This window comes from Candidatus Accumulibacter meliphilus, assembly GCF_036625345.1.
Taxonomy (GTDB): Bacteria; Pseudomonadota; Gammaproteobacteria; order Burkholderiales; family Rhodocyclaceae; genus Accumulibacter; species Accumulibacter meliphilus.
In genome coordinates, this window is record NZ_JAZKTZ010000012.1 from 76,339 (window position 1) to 99,874 (window position 23,536).

20 protein-coding genes are annotated in these 23,536 nt (G+C 61.9%); 3 read left to right on the forward strand and 17 right to left on the reverse strand.

Annotated elements, in window-relative coordinates; translation table 11 throughout:
• Nucleotides 1-23: 23 nt before the first annotated feature.
• From V5B40_RS20735 to V5B40_RS20765, 7 genes are all read right to left on the reverse strand, one after another.
• A complete protein-coding gene (locus V5B40_RS20735) occupies nt 24-1,268 on the reverse strand; it encodes a heme biosynthesis HemY N-terminal domain-containing protein (protein ID WP_332356288.1) in 1,245 nt (414 codons plus the stop codon).
• Nucleotides 1,265-2,737, reverse strand: a complete 1,473-nt coding sequence (locus V5B40_RS20740; RefSeq protein ID WP_332356289.1) for a uroporphyrinogen-III C-methyltransferase — start codon at nt 2,735-2,737, stop codon at nt 1,265-1,267. Before V5B40_RS20740 ends, V5B40_RS20735 begins: the two co-directional genes overlap by 4 nt.
• Nucleotides 2,737-3,510: a uroporphyrinogen-III synthase gene (locus V5B40_RS20745; RefSeq protein WP_332356291.1), complete on the reverse strand. Its 774-nt coding sequence runs from the start codon at nt 3,508-3,510 to the stop codon at nt 2,737-2,739. Before V5B40_RS20745 ends, V5B40_RS20740 begins: the two co-directional genes overlap by 1 nt.
• Nucleotides 3,507-4,454, reverse strand: a complete 948-nt coding sequence (gene hemC / locus V5B40_RS20750; RefSeq protein ID WP_332356292.1) for a hydroxymethylbilane synthase — start codon at nt 4,452-4,454, stop codon at nt 3,507-3,509. Before hemC ends, V5B40_RS20745 begins: the two co-directional genes overlap by 4 nt.
• 192 nt (nt 4,455-4,646) lie before the next feature.
• Nucleotides 4,647-5,321: a c-type cytochrome gene (locus V5B40_RS20755; RefSeq protein WP_332356293.1), complete on the reverse strand. Its 675-nt coding sequence runs from the start codon at nt 5,319-5,321 to the stop codon at nt 4,647-4,649.
• An 81-nt stretch (nt 5,322-5,402) separates the two neighbouring features.
• Nucleotides 5,403-6,185: a LytR/AlgR family response regulator transcription factor gene (locus tag V5B40_RS20760; RefSeq protein WP_332356294.1), complete on the reverse strand. Its 783-nt coding sequence runs from the start codon at nt 6,183-6,185 to the stop codon at nt 5,403-5,405.
• Complete coding sequence (locus V5B40_RS20765; protein WP_332356295.1) at nt 6,182-7,162, reverse strand: sensor histidine kinase; 981 nt, start codon at nt 7,160-7,162, stop codon at nt 6,182-6,184. The genes V5B40_RS20760 and V5B40_RS20765 overlap by 4 nt, the downstream gene beginning before the upstream one ends.
• A 124-nt stretch (nt 7,163-7,286) precedes the next feature.
• Here V5B40_RS20765 and argH point away from each other — a divergent pair, with 124 nt between their 5' ends.
• The 3 genes from argH (at nt 7,287) to V5B40_RS20780 (ending at nt 10,563) form a co-directional block, all read left to right on the forward strand.
• Nucleotides 7,287-8,672: an argininosuccinate lyase gene (gene argH, locus V5B40_RS20770; protein WP_332356297.1), complete on the forward strand. Its 1,386-nt coding sequence runs from the start codon at nt 7,287-7,289 to the stop codon at nt 8,670-8,672.
• A 23-nt stretch (nt 8,673-8,695) separates the two neighbouring features.
• Nucleotides 8,696-9,982 (forward strand): serine/threonine-protein kinase, encoded by a 1,287-nt coding sequence (locus V5B40_RS20775; RefSeq protein WP_332356299.1) that lies wholly within the window; start codon nt 8,696-8,698, stop codon nt 9,980-9,982.
• A 215-nt stretch (nt 9,983-10,197) separates the two neighbouring features.
• On the forward strand, nt 10,198-10,563 hold the full coding sequence (locus V5B40_RS20780; protein ID WP_332356301.1) for a carboxymuconolactone decarboxylase family protein: 366 nt from the start codon (nt 10,198-10,200) through the stop codon (nt 10,561-10,563).
• Between the two features lie 95 nt (nt 10,564-10,658).
• Here the strand turns inward: V5B40_RS20780 and grxD are convergent, their stop codons facing one another.
• The 10 genes from grxD to pbpG all read right to left on the reverse strand — a co-directional run bounded on the left by grxD (nt 10,659) and on the right by pbpG (nt 23,277).
• Nucleotides 10,659-10,982 carry a Grx4 family monothiol glutaredoxin gene (gene grxD / locus V5B40_RS20785; protein WP_332356302.1) on the reverse strand — a complete coding sequence of 108 codons (324 nt, stop codon included), beginning with the start codon at nt 10,980-10,982 and terminating at the stop codon, nt 10,659-10,661.
• Nucleotides 10,983-11,304: 322 nt separating this feature from the next.
• Nucleotides 11,305-12,825 carry a transposase family protein gene (locus V5B40_RS20790; protein ID WP_332352691.1) on the reverse strand — a complete coding sequence of 507 codons (1,521 nt, stop codon included), beginning with the start codon at nt 12,823-12,825 and terminating at the stop codon, nt 11,305-11,307.
• A complete protein-coding gene (locus V5B40_RS20795) occupies nt 12,822-13,724 on the reverse strand; it encodes a DUF4338 domain-containing protein (RefSeq protein WP_332352692.1) in 903 nt (300 codons plus the stop codon). Before V5B40_RS20795 ends, V5B40_RS20790 begins: the two co-directional genes overlap by 4 nt.
• 146 nt (nt 13,725-13,870) lie before the next feature.
• The gene (gene prmC / locus V5B40_RS20800) at nt 13,871-14,692 is read right to left on the reverse strand and encodes a peptide chain release factor N(5)-glutamine methyltransferase (RefSeq protein ID WP_434735896.1); all 822 of its coding nucleotides are present in this window, start codon (nt 14,690-14,692) and stop codon (nt 13,871-13,873) included.
• An 87-nt stretch (nt 14,693-14,779) separates the two neighbouring features.
• Complete coding sequence (gene prfA / locus V5B40_RS20805) at nt 14,780-15,862, reverse strand: peptide chain release factor 1 (RefSeq protein ID WP_332356304.1); 1,083 nt, start codon at nt 15,860-15,862, stop codon at nt 14,780-14,782.
• A gap of 80 nt (nt 15,863-15,942) precedes the next feature.
• Complete coding sequence (gene hemA / locus V5B40_RS20810; protein ID WP_332356305.1) at nt 15,943-17,205, reverse strand: glutamyl-tRNA reductase; 1,263 nt, start codon at nt 17,203-17,205, stop codon at nt 15,943-15,945.
• Nucleotides 17,206-17,326: 121 nt separating this feature from the next.
• Nucleotides 17,327-20,206, reverse strand: a complete 2,880-nt coding sequence (locus tag V5B40_RS20815; protein ID WP_332356306.1) for a bifunctional diguanylate cyclase/phosphodiesterase — start codon at nt 20,204-20,206, stop codon at nt 17,327-17,329.
• 9 nt (nt 20,207-20,215) lie between these two features.
• The gene (locus tag V5B40_RS20820; protein WP_332356307.1) at nt 20,216-21,388 is read right to left on the reverse strand and encodes a hypothetical protein; all 1,173 of its coding nucleotides are present in this window, start codon (nt 21,386-21,388) and stop codon (nt 20,216-20,218) included.
• A gap of 13 nt (nt 21,389-21,401) precedes the next feature.
• Nucleotides 21,402-21,872, reverse strand: a complete 471-nt coding sequence (locus tag V5B40_RS20825; RefSeq protein ID WP_332356308.1) for a hypothetical protein — start codon at nt 21,870-21,872, stop codon at nt 21,402-21,404.
• A 271-nt stretch (nt 21,873-22,143) separates the two neighbouring features.
• Nucleotides 22,144-23,277 carry a D-alanyl-D-alanine endopeptidase gene (gene pbpG, locus V5B40_RS20830; protein WP_332356310.1) on the reverse strand — a complete coding sequence of 378 codons (1,134 nt, stop codon included), beginning with the start codon at nt 23,275-23,277 and terminating at the stop codon, nt 22,144-22,146.
• Nucleotides 23,278-23,536: the final 259 nt, after the last annotated feature.

Genomic DNA, 23,536 nt, shown 5'->3' on the forward strand with positions numbered 1-23,536 from the left:
CCCGGTGCGGGAGAAGAAGGGGCTTAGCCAGGCAATCGAGGTACTGACGGTGACTGCTGAGCTGAGCTGACAGCCAGTCGAAGCAGCTGCGTCGCCGGGCGCAGGGCGACCTGCTCGGCAGCTGCCCGGTAGTGCGGCATGGCCTCATCCCAACGTTCGGTCTGTTCGAAGAGGCGGGCAAGTTCCAGCCTGACTGCGCGCTGATCGACCAGCGATAGCGAAGCCTCAAGGTAGATTTGCGCCTTGCCCCACAAGCGCTGCTGCAAGCACAGGCGGCCCAAAGTGAGTAGTAGTTGCGCGTCCTCGGGATGCTGCGGCAGCCATTTCTCGGCGCGCGCAATACAGGACGTCAGGTCACGGCCCCGCACCTGGCCATAGAGTTGTACCAGATCCGAATCCCACTGCGTGTCGAGTTGCTTCTCGATCATCCGCTGCGCCTCATCGTCAACCCCGTGTTCAAGCAAGGCCTGGCAAGAGGTGTGCGTCAGCCGCAGGCTACGTTCCTTGGCCGGTATGGCGCGCAGGTAGGCCAGCAATTGGCCCTCGTCCGCCACCTGCTGCTGGCGGATGGTTTCCTGATGGGCCTGGGTCTTTATTTCCTGCAGCAGTTCAGGCGCCAAAGCTTCGCGCTTCTCGAGTACGCGCGCCAGTTTCAGGACCTCCGGCCAGTTGCCGCAACCCTGCTGGGCACGTAGTTCAAGGCGCAGGGCCGCAATGTGCCGACCAGAAACGTTCTGCAGCGCCTGCAACACGCTGACGGCCTCACCGTATTGTTCATGGTCAATGGCCATCTCTGCTTCCAGCATCAGCCGTGCAGGGTCCAGTCGCGGGTTGTTAACGCGACCCAGCCACTCCTGCTCTTTCTCGGGTTCGCGCAAACCATGCGCCGCTCGCGCTGCCAGCAGCGCTGCCAAGCCCGGATCCTGCCCGGCAGTGTACGCCTCGCCGGCTTTCTTCAAGGCCTGTGTGAAACGTCCTTCGAAAAGCAGGCGAATGGCCTCGTGAAGCGACGCCGTGGCTTTCTCACGACGGCGACGTGAGCGATAGCCGCCAACGCGACTTGGCAGGGAGAGCGCCAAGCCAATGGTGCGCAGCACCAAGAACAGCAGCACGAAGGCGAGAACGAAGAGGATGATCGCCAGACTGAGGGCGACCTCAATGCGATACGGCGGTACGATCAGCAGCAGATAGCCGTCGTTGACCCGTGCTGTCAGCGAAACGCCGACAGCCATGGCAGCAAGTGCCAGTAGCCAAAGTAGTCCTCTCACTGGCGCTCCTGACCAAGCTTGACGGTCTTGACTGCAGACCTGCTTTCGTTAAGCGTCGGCATCTCGATGTTGATCTCGGTGGCGATGAGCTGTTCGAGATTGGCTTGCGCCGTCTGCAAGGAGGCAGCGCTGGAATCGAAATAGCGATTCATCCACGCCTGAGCATGCTTGAGCTCGTTCTGGAAAGTCCATTGATCGCGGGCCAGCAGAGCCAGGCGGGCATTCAGCAAACGCAACTTGAGATTTTCGCGCAGAAAGAACGCCTGCCCGGGCGTCAGCAAGGCCGGCTCATCGCGGTCAAAACGCTGGATGCGGACCAGGGATTTCACTTCGCCCCAGACCTCACGACCGAATCGCTGCCACAACTCGGCGCTGACCAGTTTCTGCCAGAACTCGACACTGGTCACCGCCGGCCATTCGGCAGGCTCTGGCGCCGGGGCTGCCTGCGCGGCATCTTTCCCGTCGTCGCCAGGCGCCGGGGAACGCCCATCGACCGCCAGGGGAATCGTATCGAGAGCATTGATGACGCTTTCCAGACGCAAGCTCATGGCCGCAACATCGATCTGCGGCAAGGCGCGCAGAAGTTCGAGATCGCTGCTCAAAACCTTGCGCAGACTGACGAACTGTGGCCGGCTGCTCGCCGCCAAACGGGCTTCGGCACTTTGCAGGGCGAGGACGGCGGCCTGCACGTTGCCTGCCAGCTGCAACTGCTGAGCGGCCATGGTCAGGCTTTGCTCGACCTCGGCCAGCGCCAGCTCATCCCGGTTGCGAGCCACATCCTGGTACAACTTCTCGAGCATCGCCTGCTGGCTCTGCGATTCACCAATCTTCGCCTCAAGCGCAGTGAGGCGGCCGAGGAGGCCAGCCATCTGATCGTTCGCCCCCTTGGAGAGGGCGCGAATTTCCGCGCCACTCGAATCGCTATCGGCCAGGCGGCGAGCCAACTCCTGCTGCGTATCGGCCATCTTCTGCCGGGTTTCGAACCACTGCCAGGCCACCAGACCAAGGGCTATCAGCACCACCAGCAACCAGGGGTTGCGCCAGCCAGGTGGCTGCTGACTCGCCGCGGCCGGATTAGCCGCTGACCCGCTTGCCGCCGGCTGCCCCCTCGCAACTGACGCACCGTCAGACACCGGCTCACCAGCCACGGCTGGCGTCGCTGCAGGATCCTCGACAGCGGCGGGTGTCGCTGCGGCGGGGGTGGAGCCATCGAGCGTTGGCTGCGCGTCAGGCAAGGGCTCTTGTTCGGCCAGGGGCTCAGCTTCCGATGCCGCTCGCTCGGCCTCCGGTAAGGAGTCCTTTTCGGGCAGCGGATGCGTCTCCGGCCGCTGCTCACTCGCCGGGAAGGACTCGCTCTCCGGCAATGTCCGAGATCCCGGCGACGGCTGCTCGTCTGCTGGCGACTTGTCAGCAGACGCAGCGGCAGCTTGCTCGGGGAGTGAAGACCTTGGGTCGATTTCTTCTTTCATCATGACCGCCAATTATATACGTTCAGAGCAGCAATGATCCCAGCATCTGCCGGTTCGGTCAGAATCACCCGCTGCAAACCAAGTTTCTGCGCCAGCTCGGCAATTCGTGGGTGCGGCACGAACACCGGAGTAGTGCGCAGAGACGCACGCGCGGGGGCGTCGAGCAGGTCGACCAGGTTACGCAAACCCTCGCTGGATGAAACTGTGAGCGCGTCAAGCTGCTCGCTGCGCCACAGCGCTTCAAGCACTGCCGCACTGTCGGGCGCGGAGCGCTGATAACAACTCACGTAGTCGACCTCGGCCCCGCGTTCTCGCAAGCTGTCGGCAAGCAACTCACGGCCGCCGTTGCCGCGAAAGATCACTACCCGTTTCCCGGCAACGCAAGGCCGCTGCAATGCCGGAAGTTCGAGCAAGGCTTCGGAATCGAAGCGTTCAAGCGGCGCCAGCGTATTCTTGATGCCGTACGCCGCCAGCAAGGCGACGCTCCCCTGACCAATGGCCACTGCCTGCAAGTCGGCCGGCCAGCCGCGGGAAGAAAGGATCGCCGGAACACTGTACTCGACGGCATTCGGGCTGATGAAGACAGCCAGTGCATAAGCATCAAGCTGTGCGATCGCCGCGCGCAGCGGTTCCGGCTCGTCAGTCGGCGCGATATCGAGCAATGGGAAAAGCAGCGGCTCTCCGCCCTCTTTGGCAATCCAGGCGGCCAGCCGGGGTGCTTGCGCACGTGGCCGCGTAACGACGATTCTCTTGCCGTACAGAGCCCCGGTCATTGGCCTGCCGAAAGCTGATCAAGAATGGCGCCAGCGCCCTGGTCACGCAAGCTCTGCGCCAAGCCACGGCCGACCGACTCGCCGTCCTCCGCGGCGCCACGCAACTCACCCGCAAGCAGTTGCCTCCCGTCCGGAGTAGCGACGAAGCCACGCAGCCACAGCCGACCGTTTTCAAGCATCGCATGTGCGGCCAGCGGGAGCTGGCAACTGCCGCCCAGCGCGCGTGAAAAAGCACGCTCCGCAAGCACACATTGAGCCACTGCCGGATCGTTGAGCGGCGCCACCAAGGCGATCAGATCGGCGCGCTGCGCTGGCACCTCGATACCGAGGACGCCTTGCCCCGGCGCCGGCAAGGACTGCTCCGGGGTCAACAGCGACGCAATTCGGCCAGGCAGACCAAGTCGAATCAGGCCCGCGGCGGCGAGGATTATGGCGTCGTACTCACCCGCATCAAGCTTGCGCAGGCGCGTATCAAGATTGCCGCGCAGGCTTCTGATGACCAGTTCGGGGTAGCGAGCGCGCAGACTCGCCTCGCGGCGCAGGCTCGAGGTGCCGATCACGGCCTTGGCCGGCAGGTCGTCGAGGTCGGCAAAGCGATTGGAAACAAAGGCGTCGCACGCATTCTCACGCGACGAAATGGCGCCCAGGACGAAGCCATCTGGCAGGTCCATCGGCAGGTCCTTCATCGAATGCACGGCGAGGTCGGCCTGACCGTTCTGCATCGCCACTTCGAGTTCCTTGATGAACAAACCCTTGCCACCGATTGCCGACAGCGGGCGATCGAGAATCTGGTCGCCGCGAGTGGTCATGCCCAGAATCTCGACTTTGCGCTGTGGGTATAATTCGGCAAGACGTCCGCGCACATGCTCCGCTTGCCACATGGCAAGCCGCGACTCTCGCGAGGCAATGACGATACGCGACTGATCTGGATTTGCAGAGTTCAAGGCAGGTTTCCGGTAAGCGCGCTGCCAACCCTCGCCAGAAAGCCGGTGCGCGAGGGCGGCATCACCCAAAAGGCATCTTGATCAGGGGACGATTCTAACATGCTTGGCGTGCACGCTTGCTCCGACACTGAAGTCGTTTTCTCGACGCTCGCGACAGCGAGGAAACCGGCCTGCGCCGACGAGCGGTGATTCCTACTGCTCGGCCACCTGCAGAGTCGTCAAATAGGCCAGGACGTCCTGGACATCGCTGACCTTCAGGGTGTACAAGACTCCCGTCTTGGCACCTTCTTCGTCGTGCGGGCGATCCGCCTCGAGGTAGGCAGCGATCTGCTTCTGCAGGTAGTTCGTATATTGGCCCACCAGCATCGGGAACATGCCGCGCCCCTGCCCGGTCTTGCCATGACAGACGGCGCACTTTTTCTGGTACACCGCCTTGCCGTTTTCGATATTACCGGCGGCACGCGGGACGATCATCACTTTCTCCATCGCCAGCAACCGCGCCAGGGCGTCATCGCTGTCCTTGAAGACCGGCGGCCGTGTCGGCAGTTCGATCTGCGCCAGGTAGGCGGCGAGCAACTTCATGTCTTCATCGTCGAGTTCGCGCGCCCGGGTGTACGGATACATCGGCAGGTTGATTCGCAACTGACTCTGGAAGGCCTGCAACTGCTGCTCCACGTATTTCGGCGATTGGCCGGCGATGCGTGGGTACTCGCCTTGCTTGCCACCAGCCCCGAACGGGCCATGGCAGGCGGCACACGGGCCATAAACTTCCTTCGCACGTTCCAGATCGAGCGCCGCAGCCGGCAGAATGACGCCCCCCCCGAGCAGGATATAGAAAAATTTTCTCAAGCCTTGAGCGTACTTCATGAAGACCTCGTCGGATGGCAGCGGGAATTATAGGAAAACCGTCACCGGCGACCTTGATGAGTGTCAAGAAGCGACCGCCGATCAGGAACTGAGCCGGCGCGCAAAAGACTTGAGCAAGGGCCACTGCCGGCGACTGACGGGCAGCCGCTCGGGAACGTCGCGTAGAATCGCCTGCCATTGCGTCTCGGCGTCGTCGCCAGCGCCACTCTTCTCGAAGCCGGCAATCGCCTCCCGCGCCGCCAGCACACCGCGATGCAGACGAATGAATTGGGCGCCGAATTCCTGCTCAAGATGGGTCAGCGACTCGTCAAGCAGGAATTCGCGATCACCGGTACGTGCTGTGACGTACTTCAGGTCAGCCCGGAAGTAGACGATCTCGGCAACGGCAATCAGCAACAGCCGGCCCCGTTCATGGCAGGAAAGATGACTTCGCGCTCCCTGTGGCAGTTGCGCGAGCAAGGCCGAAGGCAGCGGGTGGCGGTGAACTTTTCGCAGCGCCTCCAGCAGACGCAAGGCGCGCACCGGCTTCACCAGATAGTCGACGGCGTTGAGCTCGAAGGCCTGCACCGCGTAGGCATCATAGGCCGTCACAAAAATTACCGCCGGCGGGTATTCGAGCCGAGAAAGGTGAGCTGCGAGTTCAATGCCGTCCATTTTCGGCATGCGGATATCGACCAGCGCCACATCAACCCGCAGACCCTCGATGGCGGCGAGTGCACGCAGGCCGCTGTCGGCTTCGGCGACGATCACATGCGGCAGCTCCAGAGCGATATCGGCCAGCAAATCACGCAAACGCGCCAGCGCTGGCGCCTCATCGTCGCAAATCAGCAGCAATAGCGGCGAAGCGAGCGCAGGCGCATTCATTGCCGCTGCGCCCGACAAGGCAGGAGGATACGTACCCGATACTCGTGCCGGCCGTCGCCGAGCGCTACCGCATCGGTATCGAGTCGTGCTTCAAGGTCGTAGTACAGTGCCAGACGCTCGCGGATATTGTCCAGCGCCATGTGGCTGCCGCGCGGTTTCTCGTCACCGCCTGCGCAGGGATTGACGATATCGAGTTGCAAGGCATCAGCGCGGCGCGCCAGGCGAATGCGAATAGTACCTGGATCACCCAAGGGCTCAATGCCGTGATAAACAGCATTCTCCAGCAGCGGTTGCACCATCAGTGGCGGCACTTTCAGATGCAGCGGCAAATCAGGTGCGAGATCCCATTCGACGTGCAAGCGCTCGGCAAGACGCAATTTTTCGAGGGCCAGATACTGCCGGCACAGGGCGAGCTCGTCGGCCAGCGGCACCAACTCGCGATGATCACGCATCAGCACGCGAAAAAGGTCGGCCAATTCCTCAAGCGCCGTCTCGGCGCGTCGCGGATCGGCGCGAATCAGCGACAGCACCGCATTCAGGCTGTTGAACAGGAAATGCGGCCGGATGCGCGCACTCAGCGCCTGTAATCGCGCCTCGACTAGCGCCGGCGACAAGGCCCCGGCACGCAAGGCAAAGTAGGCAAGCATGAGCCCGGCCGCCAGCGCAGCCAGCAGGCCCGCCCTGAGCAGAGCCTGGCCACCACCACCAGCATCGGCGAAGATCAGGTGACTCCACAGCGCCGACAACACGATCGCCGAAGCGGCGGCCAGCAACAACACCAGCGTGCGCCCGATCCAGGCAGGTGCTCGCTGCAGGCTGTTGCCGAGTACTGCCAGCAGCGCCAGATTGAAAAGCAGCAAGGGCTGCACCCAGGCCGCCATGTCGATGAAGTGCTGCAGGCTGTCCTGCACACCCTGGCTCTGAACCAGTGCGGCAGCCAGCGCCAGCAGGTTCACGCCGAGCAGAATTCGCAACATGACTCCGGAATTCCGGAAATCCGGTAGCGGCTGGCCGGCCGGGTTTTGCTTTATACTTGCCATCACTCGAAGTGGTGCCTGTCCAAGGTTCTACGAGAGATTCTAGCCCAGGAACCCCTCCCGCATGAACCCATCGGATTCTTCCCAATACACTTGGGCCGGCCGTTTCTCCGAGCCGATGTCCGAACTCGTCAAACGCTATACGGCCTCGGTGAATTTCGACCGCCGCATGTGGCGCCAGGATATTCGCGCCTCGGTCGCGCACGCGACCATGCTCGCCAGACAGGAAATCATCAGCGCCGGAGACCTCGCCGATATCGAGCGCGGCATGGCACAGGTGGGCCGCGAGATCGAGAACGGCAGCTTTGTCTGGTCGCTCGACCTCGAAGACGTCCATCTGAACATCGAGAAGCGCCTGACGGCTCTCGTTGGCGACGCGGGCAAGCGCCTGCACACCGGCCGCTCGAGGAACGACCAGGTAGCGACCGACATTCGCCTGTATCTGCGTGACGCGATCGACGCGTTGCTGCCACTGCTGCGTCAGTTCCAGACCAGCCTGCTAAACCTGGCTGAAAAGGAAGCCGCCACGCCGCTTCCCGGCTTCACCCATCTCCAGGTCGCCCAGCCGGTCACTTTCGGCCATCACCTGCTCGCCTATTTCGAGATGATGCAACGTGACGCCGAACGCTTCAGCGACTGCCGCCGCCGTACCAACCGTCTGCCCCTCGGTGCAGCGGCGCTGGCCGGCACCACCTATCCGATCGACCGCCATTTCGTCGCCGAGCTACTGGGCTTCGACGGTATTTGCGAAAACTCGCTCGATGCGGTTTCCGACCGAGACTTTGCGATCGAATTCTGTGCCGCCTGCGCGATGTTGATGATGCACCTGTCGCGCCTGTCCGAAGAACTGGTGCTGTGGATGAACCCGCGCTTCGGCTTCATCAGGATCGCAGATCGCTTCTGTACCGGCAGTTCGATCATGCCGCAGAAGAAGAATCCCGACGTTCCGGAACTGGCGCGTGGCAAGACCGGCCGCGTGTACGGTCACCTGACGGCCTTGCTGACCCTGATGAAGGGCCAGCCTCTGGCCTACAACAAGGACAACCAGGAAGACAAGGAACCGCTGTTCGACGCCATCGACACGGTCAGCGACACTTTATCCATTTTTGCCGAGATGATTGCCGGCATCACCGTCAATCCTGAAAGAATGCGCGACGCCCTGGCCGAAGGATTCGCCACCGCAACCGACCTCGCCGACTTCCTGACCCGCAAGGGCCTGCCTTTCCGCGACGCCCACGCAACCGTCGGCCTGGCAGTACGTCGCGCCGAGGAACTGGGTGTCGACCTGGCTCAACTCCCGCTCGCCGAGCTGCAAAGTTTCTCACCGCTGCTTGACGAGGAAGTCTTTGCGGTGCTGACGATCGACGGTTCGCTGGCCGCGCGCGCGCACATCGGCGGCACAGCGCCGGAGCAGGTCCTGGCAGCCATTTCCCGGGCCCGTCGCGGTTAGTAGGTCCGCCGCAGCGTCCGGCAATGGAGAAGATCGGCAAATACGAGCTGATCCGCGAAGTCGGCCACGGGGCAACGTCTACCGTCTATCTCGGCAGCGACGCATTTACGCAGCGCGAAGTGGCGGTCAAGGTCGCCTTTCCCGGCATCCTGAAAGACCCCAAGCGGGGCAGACTCTACACCCATCTGTTCCTCAACGAAGCGGCACTGATTGGTAAACTGTCGCACCCGCACATCGTCCAGACCTATGACGCCGTCGTGGACGACCACATCTGCTACATCGTCATGGAATACGTCGCTGGCGGCACTTTGGAAACGGTCTGCGCGCCCGGCCAGCTATTGTCGGTCGAACGCATCGTCGAGATCGTTTTCAAGTGCACCCGGGCACTCGACTTCGCCTTCCAGGCCGGCATCATCCACCGCGACATCAAGCCGGCGAACATCCTGCTCACGTGCACCGACCACAACGAAGGCGACATCAAGATCTCGGATTTCGGTGCGGCGATCATCGGCTCACCCGATCGCACGCTGGTGCAGGGGATCGGCTCACCCGCCTACATGTCGCCGCAACAGGTAAAAGAGCAGGCGCTCGATCAGCGGACCGACATCTACTCGCTGGGCGTCGTCATGTATCAGCTGCTGACCGGTCAATTGCCTTTTCAGGCGCGCACCAGTTACGACATGATCTACCAGATCATCAACGCTGAACCACGCCGGCCGTCGACGCTGCGCCGAGAGGTCCCGCCGGCGCTCGACGCTATCGTTGCCCGTGCGATGAGCAAGCGACTCGATACTCGCTACGCTAGCTGGCAAGAATTTGCGCAGGATCTGGCACAGGCCTTTCGCGCGCGGCAACCGAAAGTGCCCGCCGACGAGATCGCCGATCTCGAGAAGTTCGATACCCTGCGTGGCTTCCCATTCTTTGCCGATTTTTCTGACGTCGAGATGTGGGAGATAGTGCGCTTCTCGCAGTGGAGCCGCGCTTCGCCCGGCACTCTGATCATGCGCGACGGCGACCTCGGGGACTTCTTCTGCTTCCTGGCAGAAGGCGAGTTGAAAGTACTCAAGAGTGGCCTGATCCTGGATATGCTGACGGCCGGCGACTGCTTCGGCGAAATGGCCGTCATCGGCAAATCAAACTGCACACGCGTCGCCGATGTCGTCGCCCTGACCGAAGCCAAGCTGGTGCGGATTACTGCCCGCTCATTGCGGTCGTCTTCGGAAGCCTGCCGAGTACACTTCTATCAGTCTTTTCTGGCAGTCCTGAGCGAGCGCCTGACGTCGGCGAACACGCGACTGGTAAGCTTCTGAAAGTGCGTCGCCGGCGGCGAGATAGAGGCAGGAGCCAGTGCAGCAAGCAGCCGCCCCGAGTGATGGCACGGCAGTCGTCCATTACGCATTGGCGTCGCCGCTATTGATGCTGCCCGGATCCCCTACCGAGCAAAGCTCCGGCACCGGAAACTGGTTGCCAAAGAAAGCTCCACCACGGTATATTAGTGTTTTCTGATAAATGGAGAGAAACGCTGATGAGTAAATCGTTCGGCACCATTACCAACGATGTTTCCAAGGCCATCGGCAGCCTGCGTCGGGACATCCCGGAGACCATCCAGAGCTTCAATGCGCTGGCCAAGGCATCCCTCTCGCCAGGCGTGCTTTCGGCGCTGGATAAAGAACTCATCGCCTTGGCGATCGGGGTCTCCAGCCGCTGCGATGCCTGCATCGGCTTTCATGTCAAGGCGCTGATTCGCCTGGGTGTCAGTCGTGAGCAACTCATGGAAACGCTTGCCGTCTGCACCTACATGGGCGGTGGCCCGGCACTGATGTACGCCGCGGAAGCCGTAAGGGCCTACGAGGAATTGAGCGTGGGCAAGTCGGCAACGGCCAGCACTTGATGAAAGCCAACGCAGCGACGCGCGCTACGGTGGCCTGGCGTGCGCAGCGCCTTGGCAGTGCGCCACACCGCCCGACCGGCAAGAAGCCTTGGTGATCAGGCCGGATCAACCAGGCCGTCAAGAAGCTTCTGCAACTCACCGTCTTCGTACATCTCACGCATGATGTCGCAGCCGCCGACAAACTCGCCGCGCACGTAAAGCTGCGGAATCGTTGGCCAGTTGGCGTAGGACTTGATACCGCTACGGATTTCCGGGTTATCGAGTACGTTCACGCTCAGGTAGCTGGACACTCCGCAGGCCTTGAGGATTTGCACCGTTACCGACGAGAAGCCACATTGCGGCGCCTGCGGCGTCCCCTTCATGTAGAGGACCACGGGGTTGCTGGTTACCTGTTCTTTGATCAATTGCTGCGCATCCATCGTAAAACCTCTTAGTGACTAGTCGTTATGAAAAACACTCAACAGAGCAGTGTAGCGGCTGGCGGCACCCAGCGTCAATCGAGTTGGCCACCACTCAGCCCTGACGCATGACCCAGCCGAATCAGGCTCATTTGCCGGTAACGCCCGCTTTTGCGGTCGAGGCGGTCAAATTGCGGTTGGCTAGCGGCAAAGGACGGGTGGTGGAGTCAGCCAGGAGGATGCCGAAAGAATTTTTTGGACGGCGGTACGATCGCCAGGCGAGCCTTTCCGAACGCGGCGTACGCCGCGCTCGAGAGGATGTTTCGGGTACGCCTGTGTGAGGTCACTCAAGTTGAAGCAGGAATGGAGCGGCGAGGAGCGCGCGGATTCGTGCTGGGTCGAGCCAGGGGGCGGCGCAGGAGCTTCGAATGAAGGCGATGGCACCGCGCACGCCGAGTTGCTGATAGAGATCGCGTAGCTGTCGGGTGAAGCGTGCCAGGGTATTGAACACATGCGCCAGGCGCATGAGGAGGTGATAGCCTTTCATGGCATTCCAGTCGAGGGCAAAGGCATGCTCGTAGTGGTAGCCCTGATGTTTTTCGACGAGGAAGCCCGCTTCGATGCCCCAGCGGTGGCGGGCCCCGAGGTTGCAGCGCTCATGGACATTGTCTTGGCTGAGCGGTTGGCTGGAGAGCCAGGCGTGGCGCGATGTTTCGGTGACGGTCCTGGCCTGTTCATCGATCTTCTCCCAGCTTTCCTCACAGACCACCAGATTCAGCTTGAGACGCTGACGCCCGTTGGCAGCGAAGGCGTAGTCGATGTCGTTGACCCAGCTGAAGTGTTGTCGGCGTCTTCCCCAACCGCGCTGCACAACTTGTGGCTTCAGGGCGTGGAGCGCGCGGAACTCCTGCCAGACCGTGGACAAATCCTTGTCCTTGAGCACGATCATGAACTGCCAGTGGGCGCGCAAGCAGCGCCGCATCACCGGCCCGTTGGCGTAGAGGCCGTCGAGCAGGAGCAGGATCGGCAGGCGGGGGAACAGCGTCTTGAGCCGGTCGCTCAAGCGCACAAAGCCGCGCAGCTCGCAGTCCTGCTTTTGCGCTTCGGGTTCGCCCAGCGCGTGTTCGAGGAACTCGCTGAGCAGTGGGATGACCAGGCCGTTGTGGAAGGCAAAGCTGGCCTCGAGGACGTAGACGAAGTACTGGGTGTGACGGGTTTCGTCCTTGCCGACGGTACGTTGCAGGAGTTCCTCCGTCCAGAGGGTGTCGCCAGCGAGCTTCTGTGAGCCGTCGATGGCGATCGGATAGCAGTGGTCGATCAGATAGCGGCGAAAGTTCTTGCCGCGAATCAGCCGCCTCACCAGATCGACGTGGGCCTGTTCGAGCTGTTCAAGGTCAATGTCGCGCAACAGCCGAAACAGGGTGTCGGCGTGTGGCAGGGTATCGATCTCCGGGAACAGCAGGTGGAGGTTGGCCATGAACTGGGGACGGGATATTTCGCGGTTGGTCTCGCGCCGGGAGGAGAACTGAAAGACGAACATCAGCAAGCCGTAGAGCAGAAGCACGGTCAGCTTGTGCCGGCGCTTTTTGGGATCTCTCGGGTCGGGAATTTGTTCCAGTTGAGCGAGCAAGGCGGGCAGCTCTTTGCGCAGGAGGCGCATCTGTTTGCTCACGGCGTCCTCGCGGGCCTTTTGTTCCTCGTCGACGGTCGCGAAGGCCGAGCTTCTGTTGGGCAATGGAGCGGCTGAGTGGGGGACTTGTCCCGTTGCGCGCAGCTTCGCGTTCAGTACCTTCTCCTGCCGTTTCTTCTCTGAGCGCAGCTTCTTGATGGCCACGCGTGTCGGGCGACGGCAAGGTTTGCTCATGACCGCGGGCTCCCCGGCGCGGCACACAACGAGGCGCAAGCATCCGAGGTCAGCGCTTTGACCCACACCTGGCGGGGCGTGCTGTGATAGGACTGGCCAGGGCGGGCCAGCCCGCGCCCGCTGCTTGCCCCAAGCAACTGCCAACCGGCGGCACGGTAGCAGGTGCCGGCATAGTGACGCGGATCGACGAAGGTCTCCAGCAGCAGGGGCTCGAAGCCCCAGTGTTCGAGCCAGTCCGCGCGTGTGCGGCGCGCGAGTTGCCCGAGCACATGACTGGCCAGATGCGGCACCCGGACGTGCGGAAAGATCAGGAAGCGGCTGTTGTTCACCACCCGCGCCAGGTTCTCGCGGCGGGCCTGGGCCGTCCAGCCGATCCACTGATCGCGCACGGCCACCGCGCGGGCAGCACCGGACAGCAGGACGCAGCCCAGCCGCCGGTCGCCCGCCGTGATAAAGTAGCGCAGCCGGTAGCCGAAGGCCCCCTGGAAACCCAGCGGGTGCCAACGCGCCACCAGCGCATCCCACTGCGCCACCCGGGTCGCGTCGCGAACCACTTCCAGGGACACCGGCGCGAGCGCCGACAGGGCGCAGTGCACCGCCGGCTCGGCAACGGGGGCGACGGATGCCGAGGGCGGCGCGCAACGGCGCGGCGGCGAGGGCCTCAACGCAGGCAGTACCAGCAATCCGGCCGCCTGCAAACGCTCCAGGAAGTCCAGGCAGGCGCTGATCTTCGCCGTCCCCGTCAGGGTGGTCCAGCCCAGGTGCTCGCAGACCGTCGCCGCCAACTCCTTGCGTGCCAATCCCGGCAGCCACGCGACCGTCGCGCAGAGCTCGGCAATCTCCGTCGCGCTGAACACGCGACCACAGTGCACCCATTCCCCCGCACTCGTTGCAAGCATCGCAAAACCTCCGACTGAAGCGCAGATTGATTACGCTCCACCTATCCTGCCAGAAGTCCGCCCGGCTGTCTAGCCCTCTTGTGCGAAGGTTTTTTTTGCCTGCCCACCGCAACGCCTTGCCACTACTGGGCCGGCGTCGTCATGCTTCAGCGCTGGCCACCACTAACGCGTTCAATCCCCGCCAAATCACGCCACGAATCGAGCTCGACCAGCCTTTGCTCAGCCAACAGCTGCCGCACCGCAGCGGCCTGGTCGTATCCGTGCTCAACCAGCACGCAACCACCCGGCCGCAGATGCGCTGCCGCGCCGTCGATGATCGCACGCAGACAAGCCATACCGTCACCACCGACCACCCCGTCCGTAAGCGCCATACGTGGCTCGAAAGGCAAACCACTGTGCTGCAGGTGCTGATCCGCATACGCGATATAGGGCGGGTTGGCAACGATCAGATCGAAACGACTTCCTCCGAGCGGCGCATACCAGTCACCCAGCAGAAAACTGACCTCCACCGCGTGCCGTGCAGCATTGCCACGGGCCACGGCAAGTGCTGCCGACGACAGATCAACTGCCGTAACCGACGCCCCCCGGCATAGCCGAGCCAGGGTCACCGCCAGAACACCGGAGCCGGTACCGAGATCAAGTATCTGCGCGTGGGGCAAGGACTGTAGATGTTCGGTTGCCAGGTCGATCAGGAGTTCCGTCTCCGGACGCGGAATCAGCACCGCAGGCGTGACGAAAAACTCCAGGCCGTAGAATTCCGCGCTGCCGACAAGATAGGCCAGTGGCTCACCTTCAGCACGGCGACTGACCAAGGTATTGAGCCTGGCCAGCTGCTCTGCGGAGAGCATCCGCGTCGGGTGGGCGATCAGATCGGCGTGTGTACAGGCCGTTACGTGCTCAAGCAGCAGACGCGCATCGAGGCGCGCGATGCGCTGGCAGGCCAAGCGCCACGCAGCGTCAAGCGTCATTGGCATCGGGGGCAGCGCAGGCGTAGCGACGAAGTGGTGAGCAGCCGCCGCCAGCGCAATTTCCAGTCTTCGCTGCGGCCAAACGTCTCACTCGCTCTCGGCGAGCATCGCCAGCTGATCTGCCTGATACTCTGCGGCCAACGCCGCCAGCAATTCGTCCAGGTCGCCATCCATGATCGCTTCGATCTTGTACAGGGTCAGGTTGATGCGGTGGTCGGTGACTCGACCCTGCGGGAAATTGTAGGTGCGAATGCGCTCCGAGCGGTCACCGCTGCCGATCAGATCCCGGCGCGTGGACGCCATGTTCGCGTGCTGCTCACGCTCCTGCACGTCCCTGATGCGTGCCGCCAGGACCGACAAGGCCTGGGCCTTGTTCTTGTGTTGCGAGCGATCATCCTGGCATTCGACGACGATCCCCGTCGACAGGTGGGTAATCCGCACCGCCGAATCCGTCTTGTTGATGTGCTGTCCGCCGGCACCCGAAGCGCGGTAGGTGTCGACGCGAATATCGGCCGGGTTGATCTGCACTTCCTCGAGCACATCGGCCTCGGGCATCACCGCCACTGTGCAGGCGGAAGTGTGAATGCGCCCCTGCGTTTCGGTGTCCGGAACGCGCTGCACGCGATGCGCACCGGACTCGAACTTGAAGCGCGAGTAGACGCCGTTACCAATGATGCGCGCAATAACCTCGCGATAGCCACCGAGGTCCGAAACGCTGGCCGAAATGACTTCGACCTGCCAGCGCTGGCGTTCGGCGTAGCGCGTATACATGCGAAAGAGGTTGCCGGCAAAGAGCGCCGATTCTTCACCACCGGTACCCGCGCGCAGCTCAAGAAAGACGTTGCGATCGTCCTTGGCGTCCTTGGGCAGCAGCAGTTTCTGCAGCTCTTCCTCGATCTGCGGCAGGCGCTCCTTGACAGCGGTGACTTCCGCTTCGGCCAGTTCCTTCATTTCGGGATCGGCGAGCATCTCGATCGCCGACGACAGTTCGCCCTCGGCTTGCCGCCAGGTCTGGTAGAGAGCGACCACCGGGCCAATTTCGGCGTACTCGCACGACAGCTTGCGGAACTCGTCCATGTCTTGCGTTGCTTCGCTGCTGGCCAACATGCGGCCAAGTTCGTCAAGGCGACCGCTCAGCTGTTCAAGTTTGTCGCGAATGCTCTGGTTCATGAGAAAGTCGCTTAAAGCGCGCCACGCTACGAAAAGGATTCCAGGGAATCCAGCAGCCTGGCGTCGGTTGCCGAAGTCGGCTACTCGCCGAAGCGGGAATCCGGATGGAGATGGAACAGGCGTCCGACCAGCGTCTGCAACTCGTCCTGGTCAGCACCGGCCTGGTTCAAGGCCTGCGTCGGTGCATGCAGAAACTTGTTGGTCAGACGATGCGAGAAACGTTCGAGGACGCGGGCCGGGTCTTCACCTTTGTCCAGCAGTTTCAGCGCGTGCTCCATCTCGTGGCGACGCGCACGGTCAGCAGCATCCCGCAGCGAACGAATGAGCGGCACTGTAGCACGCGTGGCCAGCCAGCGCAGGAAGCTCTCAACGCGTTCGCCGATGATCGACTCCGCGTCCACCACCGCGGCCTGGCGCGACTCGATACCCGATTCAACGACCTGCGCCAGATCATCAACCGTATATAAGAAAACGTCGTCCATTTCACCAACCTCGACCTCTATATCGCGCGGAACGGCCAGGTCGACCATGAACATCGGGCGATGACGGCGGATCTTGATCGCCCGCTCGACCATGCCCAAGCCGAGGATTGGCAGCGGGCTAGCGGTGCACGAAACGACAATGTCGAACTGCGACAAGCGCTCACCGATGTCCTCCAGCCTGATCGCCGTCCCGCCCAGACGATTGGCCAGGACCAGGCCGCGCTCGACCGTCCGGTTGGCGATGACCACCTGCTTCGGGCGCTGTGCCGAGAAATGCGTGGCGCACAGTTCGATCATCTCACCAGCGCCGATGAAGAGAATCTTCTGATCGGCGATACGTTCGAAGATCCGCTCACCCAGGCGCACCGCGGCAGCGGCCATGGAGACCACATTCGCCCCGATCGCCGTCGTCGACCGCACTTCCTTGGCCACCGCGAAGGAGTGCTGAAAGAGTTTGTGCAACGTCGTACCAAGAGTGCCCGCCTCCTCGGCAACGCGTACCGCCTCCTTCATCTGGCCGAGAATCTGCGGCTCGCCGAGAACCATCGAATCCAGCCCACTGGCAACCCGGAAGGCATGTCGAACGGCATCGCGCTCGGGATAGGTATAGAGGTAAGGCGCGATCTCATGGCGCGCCAAACGATGGTAGTCGGCGAGCCACTGCGTCGCCGCGTCAGGGACATCGCTCGCAACGTACAGCTCGGTACGATTGCAGGTCGACAGGATCGCCGCCTCGTGGACCGCTTTGCAGTGGGCCAGGTCCGCCAGAGCCCGAGGCAGGCTTTCGGCATGAAACGCCATCTGCTCGCGAACCGAGAGTGGTGCTGTGTGGTGGTTGATACCAAGGGTGAACAGCGCCATGCTTGGGGGACGGTAGGCAATAGGAGTGGCAAGTCAGCAGGCGATTATAGCACCGCCGCCGGACGCCTCCCCGAGGGTGGAATTGTGCCGAACCGTGCCGAACCCTGCGCAAGCTCTCTGCTCAGGCAATCTCCGGATCAGGCTTGCCGATGAAGTAACCTTGCGCGTAGTCCACCCCGAAGGTGCGCAACATATTCAGTGCGCGCTCGTCTTCCACGAACTCGGCCACCGTCTTCTTGCCAAAGCCGCGCGCGACCTCGGCCAACGCCCGCACGAAGACCTGATCATCGGGGCTGTCGACCAGGGTGCGGACAAATGAGCCGTCGATCTTGACGTAGTCCACAGGCAACTGCTTGATGTAGTTGAACGAGGAAAAGCCAACCCCAAAATCGTCGAGCGAAAACGCGCAGCCGAGTTCTCGTACGGCGTTCATGAAGGCGCGTGCTTTGGAAAAATCTGATACCGCCGCGGTTTCGGTGATTTCAAAGACCACATGGCTCGGCAGCAAGGCGCTACGCGAGAGTTCAGTGCGGATGAAGGAGAGCAAGCGCGGATCATTGATGCTGACGCCCGACAGGTTGATCGAGAATTTGTAGTATTTTCCGGCAGCAAACAGGCTCAACATCTTGCCGAAAACCTCATGGATCACATAGCGATCGATTTCGCGTATCAGTCCGCTGCTCTCGGCAACTTCCATGAACACCCCGGGCGGGATCGGCGAGCCATCTTCTGCCCGCATGCGTACCAGAGCCTCGTAGTGACTGACCTGGCGAGCGCGAATATCCAGGATCGGCTGGTAATGCACTATGAATCCGCGATCGCCCAGTGAGCGATTGATCATCTCCTCCCAGTGCAGACGGCTCTGCATCTTCTCCTGGACGCCCTCCCCGTCCGAATAGAGGTGCCAACCAGCGCCGCCCTTGGACTTGGCCTGATACATCGCGATATCGGCATTGGCGAGAAGCTGCTTGACGTCCATCGTGGCCTCGGAAAAAACGACGATGCCGATACTGGCAGACACACGATGGTTCGCTCCCAGGCCCGGGAATTTGATCGCCGCGAGTCGTTTGTTGATCTTCTCGGCCACCTGGACGGCCCCGTCATCATCGCATTCGTGCAGCAGAATGCCGAGTTCATCGCCGCCCAGGCGACCGAGCAGGTCGCTGCCGCGCGCTACATGGCCGACGGCGTCGGCAACGATCCGCAAGAGCGCATCGCCTGCCTGGTGCCCGTTCAGATCGTTGACGTACTTGAAACCGTCGAGGTCGAGATAGAGCAGTGCCCCGTCACGCGCCGAACGGCCGGCGCTGGCTAGCGCCTGCTCAAGTTGATCCTGGAAATGCTGGCGATTCAACAAGCCGGTCAAGGGATCGCGCTCACGCAATTGCTTGCGTTGCTCGCTCAAATCCTTGACCTGCAACTCGGCGAGCTTACGTTCCGTGTGGTCGATCCCGACCGAGAGGATCATCACCACATCGCTCGACCCGGAAAGACGTGAGTGGTTCCAGGTAATCTTGTACGGTGAGCCGCTCGCGCTCGCCAGTATCGACTCCAGTTGCACGTCATCGAGTTCGCCTGCGGCAATTTTCTGCACCGCCTCGTCGATCGCCGGTTCCGAGGAGCCATCCGGGCAGACCAGTTCCGGAAAGCGCTTGCCTTGCAAATCGTCTTCCGTCCAACCCAACAGCTGCCGTCCGTAGCGATTCAGGGTAAGAATCTGGCCGTCGCTAGACTGCGTCAGGATGATCACCTGCGCGGTATCGAGCAGATTCTTGTTGAAATCGCGCTGCTCCGAAATTCCCTGCAGCATTTCCTCCATTTGGGCAGAATGAGCCGCGACGTCGCTCTCCAGCGTTTCCAGCCGATACGACAGGTCACTCGCGGCCTTGTCGAGGCTGTCGATCTCGTCATCGACCAGACGCCGAGCGCGCGGTGCAATCCTCGCCCGCGCCTCGGCAAAAGCGCTACGCCCGAGCAATGGAATCGCCCGCACCGCCCGGGTCATGCGTTGCAGGGGCGCGTGTACCAGCAGCGCCAACAACAGCAGCGAGAAGAGCGAAGCCGCCAACTCGCCCAGCAAGCGGTCCAAGACCGACTTGTCAATATCGGCACGCGCCTGGGTGAGATCGTCGACCACCACCAGCAGAGCTGACGACTGCGCGTCAGCGCGGGCGTCAAGCGCCAAAAACGACAACTCGAACTCTTGGCCACCGTACAACAGCTTGCGCCAGGCGCTCTCACCACGCAGCGGCGGAAGCGCCGTCAACTGCTGCAGCAAGGGCAGGTTGCGCTCCACATTGCTGAAGCTAATCACCTGCAGACCCAGGGCAGACAGTGCATTTTTGCCTGCCGGCCTGGCGACCGGAACGAGAACGCCAAGATCAGCGCCGGACAGGCGGTGGAAAGAAACCACCACGTCGGCCAGAGAAGTGCCCAAGACCACCGCTCCGGCAACGCGACCGGCCACGAGGATTGGTGCCGCGGCAAACTGCGTGCACAGTTGCTCGCAGCGCGTCCAGTGCATCGCCCGCTCCTGCCCGATGACGTCGCGAACCTGGGCGCCCTGCTCCTCCTCGACAAGTGCATTGGTGCGCCAACTCGCCACGGGAGGACCACTTGGCGCGTAAACCTGCAGCGAGTCCAGCCCGAGATCGAGTTGCAGCACTGACCAGTAGCTGTCGAAGTGCCGTCGCAGCAAGGCATTGCCCGCCGGCGTCTGAAAAAGATCGACGCCGACCGAGTCCAGAGCGGCCAGCATGCCGGCCAGAGCCTGCAAGCGGAGTCCGAAGTCGGTACGCAACGCAAACGCCTGTTCGACCAGGCGTTCTCTGGTCGCCGTCCGCTGCACTTCGAAGCGCGTCGTCAGGTCATGGAAGTGAAGCCAGGACAGCGCACCGTTGACCGACAGCATCACCCCTCCCAGGATCAACAAGATCTTCCACCTCAGACTGAGGAAGCCGAAGGTGCTGCGCACTTTCGTCGGTGGCGGAGGGGTTGACATCGGAAGAGGCTAGAAACGGAACGAGCCGAGGAGCATGAAGCTGTCCCAGTAACGACGGAGATCCTGCGCATTGGGATTGTCCTGCACCGCCAGAAAGCCGGTACCGTCAACCTGATGCGCTTCCGCACGGAGCATGAACTGCGGAGTGACGTCGAAGCGGACGCCAAGGGTCCAGTCTTTGGCATAGCGCGTAAAGCCGGGCAGACCGGTGGCTGCCGCAAAATCCCGGCCATTGCGATCGCCCTTGTCGGCATAGTACACATCGTAGCGCAGGAGCGCTTCCCACTTCGGCGCCAATCGGTAGGTAGCCTGCAGATAGTAACTCTCGCCAAGCGCATCGCCGTTGTAGAAGAACGGACCAAAATCCTTGACCGAGATACGACGACTCGCGTACTCACTCGTCAGGCTCCAGTTCTCGGCGTTGTACTGGGCTGAAAAGATTAGTGGCGTCAGCTTGAAACGGCCTGCGCCGAGGCGGTCAGCGTAGCCCGGCTTGTAGCGCAGATCGAGATGCAGGGCGGTGAACCCCAGGCGATACCTGCCGCCGGAACCCTCATACATGACCTGGAAATCGGGTGCCAACTTCGCATCGAGGTGACCAGGCGGGTTCAGGCCGACGAGGGCGACTGTGGCAGCATCGGTGTCTGTCTGCGGTTGCCCGAGAGCGAGGCTGGCCGAAAGCGAACCGGCTTCATAGTAGCGTTCGAGGTAGACCTCCCCACCGTCGGCCGAAACGGTCAAGTTGCGTGTTCGATCGAAGTAGATCGATTGCGGCAGGATGATGCTCGGCCGGGTAAAAGGAACGTCGCGCGTCTTGTTGTACAAACCGTAGGCCGTCTTGATCCGTCCCACGCGCACGCCGCTCCGCCCCTCCTCACTGGAGGCCATGGTCCAGTCGAGCAGACCATAATCGAGGCGCACGCCGCCATCATCAGTGCCGCCGGCCCGGTGCGAAAGCAACTGGGCAGACAGTTGAACGTCGGGCGTCAGCCGCCAGGAAGCATTGGCCCCGACCTCGCTGTACTCACTGCTGATCTGATCGTCGCTTTGCCCGAAGAAGTTGTTGTCCGAGGTGTTGACCAAGGTCAGCGAAAAGAAGCCATGCAACTGCAAATCGCCGTCCAGAAAATCGATGGCCCGTGCGAACCCGGCCGAGAGCGAAAGCAGCGCTATCATGGCCATGCCAGAGGCGGCCCTAGCGAACCTGGAGTACACGGACATTGTGATCAACCTCGCTCGCCTTGATGTAACCCATGGCGCCTGGGGTGGACGCCACCCGAGACAGAATCTCCTGGGTCGAAGCAAGCTGTTCGGGGTATTGCCCCTGACCCGAAAAAACCTGACGGTCCCATGCCATTCGTAATTGGTGGGGGAACACCTGCAGCACACTCTTGCTGAAAGTGGCATGCTCGGGCGCGTCATCCCGCAGAACAAAGACCTTCACCGCGGTGTTGTTCGGCCATTTCTGCAAAAGCATGCCAAAGATTGCGCGCAAGGTCGCGCGCGAAATCGCTTCTTCGCTGGTCGCCGGATGAGCGACGGCAACCATCTCCGGCTCAGCTGGCTGGGCCTGCGCTTTCCCGGCAGTCAGAGCGGCCGCCAGCAGGCAGAGCAATAGCGCCCGGCCAATCCAAGTCACGAATTTAATGGTAAGAAGCTTTTCCATCACGGCGCATCCTACCAGACAAGCAACGCAAGAATTCGCGCACCAGCAAACGCGGGAGGGCGATTTTCCCAAGCGGCAGTCAAGCCACCGCTGCGCCCACGGCCGGATTCCCGACGCAGCGCCTGACAGCAGCCCTGAAGCACGACCCCTGCACGAAACCCCCACCCCTCCGGCACGGGTCGGGAATGATCGCAGAAACCACGCCTGATCGGGTGCCCCATCGACAAAAAAAAAGCCACGGCGCACCGTGGCTGTCGACCGCTGTTGGAAGTCACGCGGGCGTTGCTTTGCCCGCTGCCGACGCGCTCTCCATCCAGCGCTTGATACGATTCGCATCGCCGATACGAGTCTGCTTGCCAGACGAATCAAGCAGTACGATCACCACCGGTCGATCGGCGACGCGCGCCTGCATGACCAGGCACTTGCCCGCCTCCTGAATGTAGCCCGTCTTCGACAGACCGATTTCCCAAGCCGGGCTCTTGACCAACTGATTGGTATTGCGATATTCGAGGTCACGCCCTTTTACTTCGGCGGTGACACCGGAGGTCGTCGAAAACTCGCGAATCAAGGGGTAGCGATAGGCGGCGGCAACCATTCGTGCCAAATCGTGCGCGGTCGAAACGTTATTGCTGGTCAGGCCGGTGGGATCCTCGAAATGCGTTCGGCTCATTCCCAGCGACGCTGCCTTGCGATTCATCGCCACAATGAAGGCCCCCAAGCCGCCCGGATAGTGACGTCCAAGGGCGTTTGCGGCACGATTTTCCGAAGACATCAGCGCCAGCAAAAGCGCCATTTCACGGGTGAGTACAGAGCCCACCTGCAAGCGTGATCGACTCCCCTTCAGGTAGTCGACATCGTCGTCGGTAATGGTAATCGGTGCCTGCAAGTTGGGCATCGAGTCAAGTACGACCATCGCCGTCATGATTTTCGTGATCGAAGCGATGGGAACAACGATTCTGGCGTTCTTCTCGTACAGGGCCTCACCGCCATCCTGCGCGATCACCAGGGCCGAGCCCGAGCGGACCGCCAGATGCTCCTGGCCATGCCATGCCATCGACGGGGCTACATTTCCCGGTCTCCGATCTGCGCGCGAAGACTTGCTGTTTCCCGCCCGGGCAGCCGAACTACTCGCCTTGGCCACGCGGGTGGATTTGGCCTTGGCCACGCCGGTCGATTTAGCCTTCGACACCGGCGGTACTGTCTTGCCTTGCTGCGCGACGATCTTGCTCGAACTCTGTTTGCTGACCGGTCGCGCCTTGGCCTTTTGCGTCGTCGGTGCTTTGCTTTTCTGCACTTCGCTCTTGCTGCCAGCCTTGTCTGCCGCGTGCACCACCTCCATTGAGGCCAAACCGGCACCCACCACCAGTACGCCCCACAGCACTACTGCTCTCAGCATCGTCCGCATCGCAAGCCTCCTGCATGATCCGATAATTGGCAACAATTCCCGCACAGCCCACCACCCGCGAACCAACAGCTGAAAAAATAAGGGGATAGACAGACTAAGTAATGTAGCACATCAAGTCTTCGGAGTCCAAGAAAGACGTTTACGCCCAGCCCTGACGCATGACCCAGCCGAATCAGGCTCATTTGCCGGTAACGCCCGCTTTTGCGGTCGAGGCGGTCAAATTGCGGTTGGCTAGCGGCAAAGGACGGGTGGTGGAGTC

Excerpts from the sequence above, each read along its gene's own strand:
- V5B40_RS20740 (WP_332356289.1), bottom strand. The coding sequence starts at position 2,737 with ATGAAAGAAGAAATCGACCCAAGGTCTTCACTCCCCGAGCAAGCTGCC.
- V5B40_RS20745 (WP_332356291.1), bottom strand. The coding sequence starts at position 3,510 with ATGACCGGGGCTCTGTACGGCAAGAGAATCGTCGTTACGCGGCCACGT.
- V5B40_RS20755 (WP_332356293.1), bottom strand. The coding sequence starts at position 5,321 with ATGAAGTACGCTCAAGGCTTGAGAAAATTTTTCTATATCCTGCTCGGG.
- V5B40_RS20760 (WP_332356294.1), bottom strand. The coding sequence starts at position 6,185 with ATGAATGCGCCTGCGCTCGCTTCGCCGCTATTGCTGCTGATTTGCGAC.
- V5B40_RS20765 (WP_332356295.1), bottom strand. The coding sequence starts at position 7,162 with ATGTTGCGAATTCTGCTCGGCGTGAACCTGCTGGCGCTGGCTGCCGCA.
- argH (WP_332356297.1), top strand. The coding sequence starts at position 7,287 with ATGAACCCATCGGATTCTTCCCAATACACTTGGGCCGGCCGTTTCTCC.
- V5B40_RS20775 (WP_332356299.1), top strand. The coding sequence starts at position 8,696 with ATGGAGAAGATCGGCAAATACGAGCTGATCCGCGAAGTCGGCCACGGG.
- V5B40_RS20780 (WP_332356301.1), top strand. The coding sequence starts at position 10,198 with ATGAGTAAATCGTTCGGCACCATTACCAACGATGTTTCCAAGGCCATC.
- grxD (WP_332356302.1), bottom strand. The coding sequence starts at position 10,982 with ATGGATGCGCAGCAATTGATCAAAGAACAGGTAACCAGCAACCCCGTG.
- V5B40_RS20790 (WP_332352691.1), bottom strand. The coding sequence starts at position 12,825 with ATGAGCAAACCTTGCCGTCGCCCGACACGCGTGGCCATCAAGAAGCTG.
- V5B40_RS20795 (WP_332352692.1), bottom strand. The coding sequence starts at position 13,724 with ATGCTTGCAACGAGTGCGGGGGAATGGGTGCACTGTGGTCGCGTGTTC.
- prmC (WP_434735896.1), bottom strand. The coding sequence starts at position 14,692 with ATGACGCTTGACGCTGCGTGGCGCTTGGCCTGCCAGCGCATCGCGCGC.
- prfA (WP_332356304.1), bottom strand. The coding sequence starts at position 15,862 with ATGAACCAGAGCATTCGCGACAAACTTGAACAGCTGAGCGGTCGCCTT.
- hemA (WP_332356305.1), bottom strand. The coding sequence starts at position 17,205 with ATGGCGCTGTTCACCCTTGGTATCAACCACCACACAGCACCACTCTCG.
- V5B40_RS20815 (WP_332356306.1), bottom strand. The coding sequence starts at position 20,206 with ATGTCAACCCCTCCGCCACCGACGAAAGTGCGCAGCACCTTCGGCTTC.
- V5B40_RS20820 (WP_332356307.1), bottom strand. The coding sequence starts at position 21,388 with ATGGCCATGATAGCGCTGCTTTCGCTCTCGGCCGGGTTCGCACGGGCC.
- V5B40_RS20825 (WP_332356308.1), bottom strand. The coding sequence starts at position 21,872 with ATGGAAAAGCTTCTTACCATTAAATTCGTGACTTGGATTGGCCGGGCG.
- pbpG (WP_332356310.1), bottom strand. The coding sequence starts at position 23,277 with ATGCGGACGATGCTGAGAGCAGTAGTGCTGTGGGGCGTACTGGTGGTG.